This is a genomic window from Brevibacillus sp. 7WMA2, assembly GCF_010748895.1.
GTDB classification, from domain to species: Bacteria; Bacillota; Bacilli; order Brevibacillales; family Brevibacillaceae; genus Brevibacillus_B; species Brevibacillus_B halotolerans.
Genome location: NZ_CP048799.1, coordinates 3957744 through 3969983 on the forward strand (window position 1 = coordinate 3957744; position 12240 = coordinate 3969983).

General features: G+C 44.2%; 7 protein-coding genes. All 7 read left to right on the forward strand.

The genetic code is table 11. From position 1 onward, the window contains the following. The first annotated feature begins 30 nt into the window (after window positions 1-30). The 7 genes from rpoB (at window position 31) to tuf (ending at window position 12201) form a co-directional block, all read left to right on the forward strand. A complete protein-coding gene (gene rpoB / locus GOP56_RS16765; protein WP_163246101.1) occupies window positions 31-3567 on the forward strand; it encodes a DNA-directed RNA polymerase subunit beta in 3537 nt (1178 codons plus the stop codon). A gap of 30 nt (window positions 3568-3597) precedes the next feature. Beyond that, window positions 3598-7215 carry a DNA-directed RNA polymerase subunit beta' gene (gene rpoC, locus GOP56_RS16770; protein WP_163246102.1) on the forward strand — a complete coding sequence of 1206 codons (3618 nt, stop codon included), beginning with the start codon at window positions 3598-3600 and terminating at the stop codon, window positions 7213-7215. Window positions 7216-7379: 164 nt separating this feature from the next. After that, window positions 7380-7634, forward strand: coding sequence for a 50S ribosomal protein L7ae-like protein (locus tag GOP56_RS16775; protein WP_003333804.1), 255 nt, complete (start codon window positions 7380-7382; stop codon window positions 7632-7634). Window positions 7635-7752: 118 nt separating this feature from the next. Continuing rightward, window positions 7753-8175, forward strand: coding sequence for a 30S ribosomal protein S12 (gene rpsL, locus GOP56_RS16780; protein ID WP_003333803.1), 423 nt, complete (start codon window positions 7753-7755; stop codon window positions 8173-8175). Between the two features lie 51 nt (window positions 8176-8226). Continuing rightward, window positions 8227-8697 (forward strand): 30S ribosomal protein S7, encoded by a 471-nt coding sequence (rpsG, locus tag GOP56_RS16785; RefSeq protein ID WP_003333802.1) that lies wholly within the window; start codon window positions 8227-8229, stop codon window positions 8695-8697. 70 nt (window positions 8698-8767) lie between these two features. Further along, the gene (fusA, locus tag GOP56_RS16790; protein ID WP_003333800.1) at window positions 8768-10846 is read left to right on the forward strand and encodes an elongation factor G; all 2079 of its coding nucleotides are present in this window, start codon (window positions 8768-8770) and stop codon (window positions 10844-10846) included. Window positions 10847-11010: 164 nt separating this feature from the next. After that, window positions 11011-12201 carry an elongation factor Tu gene (tuf, locus tag GOP56_RS16795; protein WP_003333799.1) on the forward strand — a complete coding sequence of 397 codons (1191 nt, stop codon included), beginning with the start codon at window positions 11011-11013 and terminating at the stop codon, window positions 12199-12201. Window positions 12202-12240 lie beyond the last annotated feature (39 nt).

Consider the following 12240-nt stretch of genomic DNA (forward strand, 5'->3'; position numbering starts at 1 on the left):
TGTTGCAACAAATAGTGAGGGGTGAATGAGTTGGCAGGTAAACTGGTCCAGAGCGGTAAGCACCGCCAGCGTCGCACGTATTCTCGAATCAACGAAGTACTGGGACTACCTAACCTAATCGAAATTCAGCAAAAATCCTACCAATGGTTTTTGGATACTGGTTTAAGAGAAATGTTCCAAGACATTTCGCCAATCCAAGACTTTACTGGTAATTTAGTGCTGGAGTTTATTGATTATAGTCTTGGTGAGCCTAAATACGGCGTAGACGAGTCGAAGGAACGTGATGTAACGTATGCTGCTCCATTGCGTGTTAAAGTACGTCTTCTAAACAAAGAGACGGGCGAAGTGAAGGAGCAAGAAGTCTTTATGGGAGATTTCCCACTGATGACAGAAACGGGTACCTTCATTATAAATGGAGCGGAGCGCGTTATTGTCAGTCAGCTCGTTCGTTCCCCTAGTGTTTACTATAACACTAAAATTGATAAGAACGGTAAACAGACTTTTAGCGCTACTGTTATTCCGAACCGTGGAGCATGGCTTGAACTTGAAACCGATGCGAAAGATATTATTTATGTACGTATCGATCGTACTCGTAAAATTCCAGTTACAGTATTACTTCGTGCTTTAGGTTTTGGAACTGATAAAGATATTCTAGACCTGCTGGGTCATGACGAGAAATTCGTTAACAACACGCTTGAAAAAGATAACACCGATTCTACTGAGAAAGCTTTGATCGAAATCTATGAGCGTTTGCGTCCAGGTGAACCACCTACAGTAGAGAACGCGAAGAGCTTATTGATTTCTCGCTTCTTTGATCCAAAGCGCTATGATTTAGCATCAGTAGGTCGCTATAAAATGAACAAAAAGCTCCATATTAAAAACCGCCTATTCAACCAACGTCTTGCTGAGACGCTGATTGATAAATCAACAGGTGAAATCCTTGCAGAAGCAGGTCAAATTATTGACCGTCGTGTTATGGAAAAGATTCTTCCTATGTTGGAGGGTGGCGTAAACTATGTGGACGTACGTACACATGGTGGAGTTTTAGAAAATGAAACGATTACTCTTCAATCTATAGATATCTTTGATGAAGAAGGTAAAGTAGTTAAGGTTATCGGTAATGCGAATATAGATATGTCTGTAAAGCATATTACTCCAGCAGACATCGTTTCGGCAATTAACTATTTTATTAACCTACTGCATCGTGTAGGTACTACAGACGATATCGACCATTTGGGTAACCGTCGTCTGCGTTCTGTAGGTGAATTGTTACAGAACCAATTCCGTATCGGTCTTTCTCGTATGGAACGCGTGGTTCGTGAACGCATGTCCATTCAAGATCAAAATCAAATTACACCGCAGGCTTTGATTAACATCCGCCCTGTGATTGCGGCAATCAAAGAGTTCTTTGGTAGCTCCCAGCTTTCACAGTTCATGGATCAAACGAATCCGCTTGCTGAGTTAACACATAAACGCCGTTTGTCCGCATTAGGACCTGGTGGTTTGACGCGTGAACGCGCTGGTTTCGAAGTGCGAGACGTGCATCACTCTCACTATGGACGTATGTGTCCGATCGAGACTCCAGAGGGACCAAACATCGGTTTGATCAACTCCTTGTCTACGTTTGCTCGTATTAATGATTACGGCTTTATTGAAACACCTCGCCGTAAAATTAATCCTGAAACAGGCGTTGTATTGTCTGAGATTGATTACCTGACTGCTGATGAAGAGGATGTATATAACGTAGCTCAGTCGAATCAGCCACTAGCTGAAGATGGCAGATTTGCTAACGAGATGGTTATTTGCCGCCGTAAAGGTGAAATCCTTAACGTTCCTCGTGATAAGGTAGACTTTATGGACATCTCTCCTAAGCAGGTTGTATCGGTTGCGACAGCGTTGATTCCGTTCCTTGAGAACGATGACGCCAACCGCGCCCTAATGGGATCAAACATGCAACGTCAGGCCGTTCCTTTGCTAATTCCTCAAGCTCCATTTGTAGGAACTGGTATGGAACATAAAGCAGCGCAAGACTCCGGTGTTGCGGTTGTTGCAAAATGGCCTGGAAAAGTAGAGCGTGTAACAGCTCGCGAAGTAACTGTTCGACGTTATATAGAGGTTGATGGCAAACAAGTTCTTGGAGACCTAGATAAATATAAAATGCACAAATTTATCCGTTCTAACCAAGGGACTTGCATTAACCAACGTCCGATTGTAATGCCTGGCGATATTATCGAAAAAGGCGATATTATCGGTGATGGTCCGTCCACTGAGAAGGGCGAATTGGCGCTTGGTCGCAACGTTATCGTAGCGTTTATGACTTGGGAAGGTTATAACTACGAGGATGCGATCTTGCTAAGTGAAAAACTGGTTAAAGATGACGTCTACACGTCCATTCATATTGAAGAATATGAATCAGAAGCACGTGATACGAAACTAGGACCAGAAGAGATTACACGCGATATTCCGAACGTAGGGGAAGAGGCGCTGAAGAATCTTGATGAACGTGGTATCATTCGCGTTGGTGCCGAGATCCGCGATGGCGATATCCTGGTTGGTAAAGTAACGCCTAAGGGTGTAACAGAGCTAACAGCAGAAGAGCGTCTATTGCATGCGATCTTCGGTGAAAAGGCACGCGAAGTTCGTGATACATCACTGCGTGTACCACACGGTGGCTCCGGTATTGTTGTTGATGTAAAAGTATTTACGCGCGACAATGGCGACGAATTGCCTCCAGGTGTTAATCAACTAGTGCGTGTATACATTGCTCAAAAACGTAAGATTTCCGTTGGGGATAAAATGGCCGGTCGACATGGTAACAAAGGGGTTATTGCCCGCATCATGCCGGAAGAAGATATGCCGTTCCTACCGGATGGTTCTCCAGTTGAGATCGTCTTGAATCCACTGGGCGTACCATCGCGTATGAACATCGGTCAGGTACTTGAAACACATTTAGGTATGGCTGCTAAATTGTTGGGTATTCACGTAGCGACTCCTGTATTCGACGGTGCACGTCAAGACGATGTTCTTGATACGCTTGAAGAAGCTGGATTAGACCGTGACGGTAAAACCCTTCTATACGATGGCCGTACAGGTGAATCATTCGATCGCCGTGTAACAGTAGGTTGCGTGTACATGCTGAAACTGGCTCACTTGGTTGACGATAAGATTCATGCTCGTTCAACTGGACCATACTCTCTTGTTACGCAACAACCATTGGGTGGTAAAGCCCAATTTGGTGGCCAGCGCTTCGGGGAGATGGAGGTATGGGCGCTTGAAGCATACGGTGCCGCATATACTCTGCAAGAGATCCTCACCGTTAAATCTGACGATGTTGTTGGTCGTGTTAAAACGTACGAAGCGATCGTTAAAGGTGAAAACGTACCAGAACCGGGCGTTCCAGAATCATTCAAAGTATTGATTAAAGAACTTCAAAGCTTAGGTATGGACGTAAAAATTCTCTCTGGTGACGAGCAGGAAATTGAAATGCGCGAAACCGATGATGAGGATGAAGGAACTGGAGAAAAGTTAAATCTCTTACCTGAAAGCATAGGCGCACAAGATGAGTAAGATTCCGGTACAAGAGGGAGGTAACGCCCTGTGATTGACGTCAATAATTTTGAATATATGAAGATTGGTTTAGCTTCTCCCGATAAGATCCGTTCGTGGTCTTTCGGGGAAGTTAAAAAACCTGAAACAATTAACTACCGTACCCTGAAGCCTGAGAAGGATGGTTTGTTCTGTGAGCGTATTTTCGGACCAACCAAGGATTGGGAATGTCATTGCGGTAAATACAAGCGCGTTCGTTATAAAGGTGTAGTCTGTGATCGATGCGGCGTTGAGGTAACTCGTGCAAAAGTGCGTCGTGAACGTATGGGACACATTGAGCTTGCTGCTCCTGTTTCCCACATCTGGTATTTCAAAGGTATCCCAAGCCGTATGGGTCTGGTACTGGATATGTCTCCACGTTCCCTTGAGGAAGTTATCTACTTCGCTTCTTATGTAGTAGTAGATGCCGGGGATACTCCTTTGGACAAAAAACAACTTTTGTCTGAAAAAGAATACCGTAACTATCGCGAGAAATATGGTCAATCCTTCCAAGCAGCAATGGGTGCTGAAGCAATTCGCCGTTTGCTAGCTGAAATTGATCTTGAAAAAGAAGTAAGCACATTGAAGGAAGATTTAAAAACCGTACAGGGTCAACGCCGTACTCGTGCGATTAAACGTCTAGAGGTGCTGGAAGCATTCCGTAACTCTGGTAATCGCCCTGATTGGATGGTACTTGACGTATTGCCTGTAATTCCTCCAGAATTGCGCCCGATGGTACAGTTGGATGGTGGACGTTTTGCGACATCTGACCTAAATGACTTGTATCGTCGTGTGATCAACCGTAACAACCGTCTAAAACGCCTGCTTGAACTTGGCGCGCCAGACATTATCGTACAAAACGAAAAACGTATGCTACAAGAAGCAGTGGATGCGTTGATTGATAACGGTCGTCGCGGACGTCCTGTTACTGGTCCTGGTAACCGTCCATTGAAATCCTTGAGTCATATGCTTAAAGGTAAGCAAGGTCGTTTCCGTCAAAACCTTTTGGGTAAACGTGTTGACTACTCTGGTCGTTCCGTTATCGTAGTAGGACCGAACCTTCGCATGTACCAATGCGGTCTGCCTAAGGAAATGGCGTTGGAACTGTTCAAGCCTTTCGTAATGAAGGAGCTTGTAGCAAAAGGCCTAGCTCATAACATTAAGAGTGCGAAACGTAAAGTTGAGCGTATACAACCTGAGGTATGGGACGTATTGGAAGAGGTAATCAAGGAACATCCTGTATTACTAAACCGCGCTCCTACCTTGCACCGTTTGGGTATTCAAGCATTTGAGCCAGTATTGGTTGAGGGACGTGCGATTCGTCTACATCCGCTCGTATGTACAGCTTATAACGCTGACTTTGACGGTGACCAAATGGCGGTTCACGTACCGTTGTCTGCGGAAGCACAAGCTGAAGCTCGTATCCTAATGCTTGCTGCTCAAAACATCTTGAACCCGAAAGATGGTAAACCAGTTGTTACACCTTCTCAGGATATGGTGCTTGGTTCTTACTATCTGACGCTGGAGCGTAAAGGAGATGTGGGTGAAGGTTCTATCTTCCGTGACCCTGCTGATGCGATTGCAGCTTATGAGAATGCATATATCACGCTGCAAACACGTATCCTTATTCCGGCTAGTAGCTTGAGCAAAACTTCATTTACAGAAAAACAACAGGATGCATTGCTAGCAACTACTGTAGGTAAAGTAATCTTTAATGAAATTTTCCCTCCAGAGCTGCCATACATCAATGCTCCTACAAGAGACAACCTTCAGAACCAAGTTTCTGATGAGTACTTTATGTTTGAAAAAGGTCAGGATACCACAGCTTTTATTAAGAGTTTGAAGGATCCGGGTGCTGTTAAAAAAGGCTTCTTGGGAACAATCATTGCTGAATGCTTCCGTCGCTTTGGAACAACCATGACCTCTGAAATTCTTGATAAAATAAAAGAATTGGCATTTAAATACTCAACAAAAGCTGGTATTACGATTGCCGTTGCCGATATCGTAGTTCCATCTGAAAAACAATCCATTCTTAGCAGTGCTGATGAGAAAGTAAATGCGGTAATGACGCAATTCCGTCGCGGTTTAATTACTGAAGACGAACGTTATGACCGTGTTATCTCCATCTGGTCAAAAGCTAAAGATGAAGTAACTGACGTTCTCATGAAATCCATGGATCAATTCAATGCGATTTACATGATGGCTAACTCCGGAGCCCGCGGTAACGTGTCCCAGATTACTCAGCTAGCTGGTATGCGTGGTCTGATGGCAAACCCGTCAGGTCGAATCATCGAGTTACCGATCAAATCCAACTTCCGTGAAGGTTTAACGGTATTGGAATACTTCATCTCTACGCATGGTGCGCGTAAAGGTTTGGCCGATACAGCCCTGCGTACTGCTGACTCAGGTTACTTAACTCGTCGTCTGGTAGACGTAGCGCAAGACGTTATCGTTCGTGAAGAAGATTGCGGAACAGATAAAGGTATTCGCGTAAGTGCTATTAAAGATGGTAAAGAAGAAATCGAAAAGCTGTCTGACCGATTAGAAGGTCGTACCTGCTTTGAAACTGTTCGTCATCCTGAAACAGGTGAGATCCTTGTTCATCGTAATGAGGAAATTACTGAGGAGATGGCTGAATTAATCGTTAAGCTTGGCATTCAAGACGTATACATTCGTAACGTACTTGCTTGCCGCACAAGTCACGGGGTCTGCAAACGTTGCTATGGCCGTAACCTAGCAACAGGAGCAGAGGTAGAAATCGGTGAAGCAGTAGGTATTATTGCTGCACAATCTATCGGTGAACCAGGTACTCAGTTAACAATGCGTACGTTCCATACCGGTGGGGTAGCAGGGGACGATATCACGCAAGGTTTGCCGCGTATCCAAGAGTTGTTTGAAGCTCGTAACCCGAAAGGTCAAGCGGTTATTACCGAAATCGACTCAGAAGTGGTTAGCATCCGTGAAGATAAAGATAAACGCATCATCGAGGTTCGCGGTGAAGCAGAAAACAAAGAATACGCAGCGCCATACGGTGCACGTATCAAGGTATCTGTTGGCCAAAAACTTAATGCCGGTGATGAGTTAACAGAGGGTTCTGTAGACCCGAAAGAAATGCTGAAAGTACGCGGTCAGCGCGGTGTATCCAACTACATCCTGCAAGAGGTTCAGAAAGTTTACCGTATGCAAGGGGTAGAAATCAACGACAAGCACGTTGAGGTAATGATTCGTCAGATGCTTCGCAAGTTGCGCGTCATTGATAGTGGAGAAACTGATCTGTTGCCAGGTTCCTTCGTAGAGGTTCATGAATTTGAGCAAGCCAATGCGAAAGTGCTTATGTCTGGTAAGAGCCCAGCAGTTGGACGTCCAGTGTTGCTTGGTATCACAAAAGCTTCCTTGGAGACAGATTCCTTCTTGTCTGCAGCATCCTTCCAAGAAACAACACGTGTTCTTACAGATGCAGCGATTAAGGGTAAAGTAGATAAGCTACTTGGATTGAAAGAGAACGTAATTATTGGTAAGCTGATCCCAGCTGGTACCGGTATGAACCGTTATCGCAACTCAAGACTCTTAAACCGCGAACAAGCAGAAGGTAACTCTGACGTACTAGAAACAGTATCAGTAGAATCTTAGTTTGCTATATTGATAAAGAGGCGTTTCCTCTCTGGGGAAACCGCCTCCTTATCAATTTAATAGAAAGTAATTTTTTATAGAATAATAGGTTGACTTCTATAAAAATAGCTGGTATGATACTTGAGTGTGCCTGATACTCAATTACTTTGGAGGATATGATCATCATGTCTTATGAAAAAGTAGAGTGGGCAAAGGAGTTAACGATCGGTATTAATCAGACCACCAAAGCGATCGAACACGGACTTATTGAGGAAGTGTTTTTGGCTAAGGATGCAGATAGACGTTTAATACAAAAGATCGCACTTCTATGTAAAGAAAAGGGTGTTCCCGTCAACTTTGTTGATTCCATGAAGCGCTTAGGTAAAGCGTGCGGAATACAGGTTGGGGCAGCCGCTTGTGCAATAAAAAAGAGTGGTTAAGTCATGTTTTTGTTGAAGAACGTTATGTTTTTCTGGCAAGAGCATCTTATTTTGCCCATATGTGATTCACCTGGATCTGTGGTCTTACAATAAAGAATGAGGAAGGAGGAAAAAGATCATGCCTACAATTAACCAATTAGTGCGCAAAGGTCGTAAAGATAAAGTCGTAAAGTCTAAGTCCCCAGCTCTACAAAAAGGGTACAACAGCTTTAAGAAATCTCAAACGAACCAAAGCTCGCCTCAAAAACGTGGTGTATGTACTCGTGTAGGTACAATGACACCTAAAAAACCGAACTCCGCGCTTCGTAAGTATGCTCGTGTACGTTTAACTAACGGAATCGAGGTTACAGCTTACATCGGAGGTATCGGTCACAACCTTCAAGAACATAGTGTTGTACTAGTTCGTGGTGGTCGTGTAAAAGACTTACCAGGGGTACGTTATCATATCGTACGTGGTGCGCTTGATACTGCGGGTGTTAACAACCGTATGCAATCTCGCTCCAAATATGGTACAAAACGTCCGAAGGCTGCAAAAAAATAATCACGTTGCGTGATTACATTATATTAACTCTAGGAAAAGGAGGGAAACTTGATGCCGCGTAAAGGTCCAGTTGCTCGACGCGACGTATTGCCAGATCCAATTCATAACAGCAAGTTGGTTACTCGTTTAATCAACCGTTTGATGTTGGATGGTAAGCGTGGAGTTGCGCAAAATATCCTATATAACTCGTTTGACATCATTCAAGAACGTACAGGACGCAACCCTATGGAAGTGTTCGAAGAAGCTCTTAAAAACATCATGCCTGTACTTGAGGTAAAAGCTCGCCGTGTAGGTGGTGCTAACTACCAAGTACCTATCGAGGTTAAACCTGAGCGTCGTACGACTCTTGGTCTTCGTTGGTTAGTTAACTACGCTCGTCTTCGTGGTGAAAAAACTATGGAACAGCGTTTGGCTAGCGAAATTATGGATGCAGCAAACAGTACTGGTGCAGCTGTTAAGAAACGTGAGGACACTCACAAAATGGCTGAAGCAAACAAAGCGTTTGCACACTATCGCTGGTAGAATGCAAAGGCGGGTATCCTTTAGATACCCGCATATTCTCACATATGAGTATGGAAGGAGCAATTCCTAAATGGCTCGCGAATTCTCTCTAGCGAATACGCGTAATATCGGTATCATGGCACACATCGATGCCGGTAAAACGACAACAACCGAGCGTATTCTTTTTTATACCGGTCGCGTTCACAAAATCGGTGAGACACACGAAGGTGCCGCAACGATGGACTGGATGGAACAAGAACAAGAGCGCGGTATCACAATCACTTCTGCTGCTACGACTGCTCAATGGAATGGTCACCGCATCAACATCATCGATACACCTGGGCACGTAGACTTCACAGTTGAGGTTGAACGTTCTCTGCGTGTACTTGATGGTACTGTTGCGGTTTTTGACGCGAAGGGCGGCGTAGAACCTCAGTCTGAGACTGTATGGCGCCAAGCAGACCGTTATGGTGTTCCACGTGTTTGTTACGTAAACAAAATGGATATCATGGGTGCAAACTATGATATGTGTTTAGAACAAATTAAAGAGCGTCTAGGCGCTAACCCTGTAGCTATCCAATATCCAATTGGTGCGGAAGATAATTTCACAGGTATCGTTGACCTTGTTGAAATGAAAGCTCACATCTATGTAGATGACTTGGGTAAAACTTCTGAAACTACAGAGATTCCTGCTGAGTTGAAAGAAAGATGCGAAGAACTTCGCATGCATCTTGTTGAAGCAGCTGCAGAACAAGACGAAGAATTAATGATGAAATACCTTGAAGGCGAAGAGTTAACGATTGAAGAAATCAAAGTTGCTCTACGTAAAGGTACTATCGCAGTTAATCTAGTTCCTGTTCTTTGTGGTTCTTCCTATAAAAACAAAGGTGTTCAATTGATGTTGGATGCAGTAGTTGACTACTTGCCAGCTCCAATTGACGTACCAGCTATCAAAGGTACTCTTCCTGATAGTGAAGAAGAAGTAGTTCGTGAATCCGATGACAATGGTCCGTTCTCTGCTCTTGCATTTAAGATCATGACTGACCCTTACGTTGGTAAACTTACATTCTTCCGTGTATACTCTGGTACACTAGCTTCCGGTTCTTACTTGCTGAACTCTACTAAGGGTAAACGCGAGCGTATCGGACGTATCCTACAAATGCACGCTAACCACCGTGAAGAAATCCCTATGGTTTACTCCGGTGACATTGCAGCGGCTGTAGGTTTGAAGGATACTACAACTGGGGATACATTGTGCGATGAGAAGTCGCCAGTTATCCTTGAGTCTATGGTATTCCCTGAGCCAGTTATCCACGTTGCTATTGAACCAAAATCCAAAGCAGACCAAGATAAGATGGGTATTGCCCTTTCTAAACTTTCTGAAGAGGATCCAACGTTCCGTACGCACACTGATGAAGAAACTGGACAAACCATCATCGGTGGTATGGGTGAGCTTCACCTAGATATCATCGTTGACCGTATGAGACGTGAATTCAAGGTAGAAGCTAACGTGGGTGCTCCACAAGTAGCTTACCGTGAAACATTCCGCGGATCTGCTAAGGTTGATGGTAAATTCGTACGCCAATCCGGTGGTCGTGGTCAATACGGTCACGTTGTGGTTGAGTTCTCTCCACTTGAGCCAGGTCAAGGCTTCATGTTTGAGAACAAAGTTGTTGGTGGTGCGGTTCCTCGTGAATACATCCCAGCAGCTCAAGCGGGTATCGAAGAATCTATGAAAAATGGTGTTCTTGCAGGATTCCCACTTGTAGACATTAAAGCTGTTCTTGTAGACGGTAGCTACCATGATGTAGACTCCTCTGAGATGGCGTTTAAAGTTGCAGGTTCCTTGGCACTTAAAGAAGCAGCTAAGAAGTGTGGAGCTGTTCTTCTTGAGCCAGTTATGAAAGTAGAAGTTACTGTACCTGAGGACTACATGGGTGACGTAATGGGTGACCTTAACTCTCGTCGTGGACGCATTGAAGGTATGGATGCTCGTGCAAACGCACAAGTTATCCGCGCAATGGTTCCACTTTCTGAGATGTTTGGTTACTCTACAGTACTACGTTCCCGTACTCAAGGTCGCGGTCAGTACTCTATGCAAATCGACCACTACGAAGAAGTACCAAGAAATATTTCTGATGAAATCATCAAGAAGTCCAAAGGTGAATAATCAGTATCTATTTTTTGGGAATTTACTTCCAGTGTAGATTTCTCTCTTTATCTTCAAAGAAGAAAGGTTTACAATATTGTTTGGTTACAGCCAAATTCGTGTAAACCTTTCTCTCTATACTTATTATAAAAAAACCTTTAATCTTTAAGGAGGCACAAATTCTCATGGCAAAAGCTAAATTTGAGCGGAATAAACCCCACGTTAACATCGGTACTATCGGTCACGTTGACCATGGTAAAACAACTCTAACTGCTGCTATCACTACTGTTCTTTCTGTAACTGGTGGAGCAACTGCTATGGACTACGGTAGCATCGACGCTGCTCCTGAAGAGCGCGAGCGTGGTATCACAATCAACACTGCACACGTTGAGTACGAAACTGAAACTCGTCACTATGCACACGTTGACTGCCCAGGCCATGCTGACTATGTTAAAAACATGATCACTGGTGCTGCACAAATGGACGGAGCGATCCTAGTAGTATCTGCTGCTGACGGTCCAATGCCACAAACTCGTGAGCACATCCTTCTTTCTAAACAAGTAGGTGTTCCTTACATCGTAGTATTCATGAACAAATGCGACATGGTTGACGATGAAGAGTTGCTAGAACTAGTTGAAATGGAAATCCGTGACCTATTGTCTCAATACGAGTTCCCAGGTGACGACACTCCAGTAATCAAAGGTTCTGCTAAAGAAGCTTTGGATAACCCTAATGGCGATTGGGCTAAGAAAATTCTTGAGTTGATGGAAGCTGTTGATTCTTACATCCCAACTCCAGAACGTGCTACTGACAAACCATTCTTGATGCCTGTAGAGGACGTATTCACAATCACTGGTCGTGGTACAGTTGCTACTGGTCGCGTTGAGCGCGGTGTTATCAAAGTTGGTGACGCTATCGAAATCATCGGTCTTCAAGAAGAAACTCGCAACTCCACTGTAACAGGTGTTGAGATGTTCCGTAAGCTTCTTGATCAAGCTGAAGCTGGGGATAACATTGGTGCTCTTCTACGTGGTGTTGAGCGTAAAGACATCGAGCGTGGACAATGTCTAGCTAAACCAGGTTCCGTTAAACCTTACACTAAATTCAAATGTGAAGTTTACGTTCTATCTAAAGAAGAAGGTGGACGTCATACTCCATTCTTCGCTAACTACCGTCCGCAGTTCTACTTCCGTACAACTGACGTAACAGGTATCGTTCAATTGCCAGAAGGCGTTGAAATGATCATGCCTGGTGACAACACTGAGTTCACTGTTGAACTTATCGCTCCAGTTGCAATGGAACAAGGTACTCGTTTCGCGATTCGCGAAGGTGGCCGTACAGTAGGCGCTGGCGTAGTATCTACTATCGTTGAATAGTATTTACTTGATATAAAAACCCGAGGATATGCTCCTCGG

Bases quoted from the DNA above. Each gene is read 5' to 3' on its own strand.
- GOP56_RS16775 (WP_003333804.1), top strand. From the start codon at position 7,380: ATGTCTTATGAAAAAGTAGAGTGGGCAAAGGAGTTAACGATCGGTATT.
- rpsL (WP_003333803.1), top strand. From the start codon at position 7,753: ATGCCTACAATTAACCAATTAGTGCGCAAAGGTCGTAAAGATAAAGTC.
- rpsG (WP_003333802.1), top strand. From the start codon at position 8,227: ATGCCGCGTAAAGGTCCAGTTGCTCGACGCGACGTATTGCCAGATCCA.
- fusA (WP_003333800.1), top strand. From the start codon at position 8,768: ATGGCTCGCGAATTCTCTCTAGCGAATACGCGTAATATCGGTATCATG.
- tuf (WP_003333799.1), top strand. From the start codon at position 11,011: ATGGCAAAAGCTAAATTTGAGCGGAATAAACCCCACGTTAACATCGGT.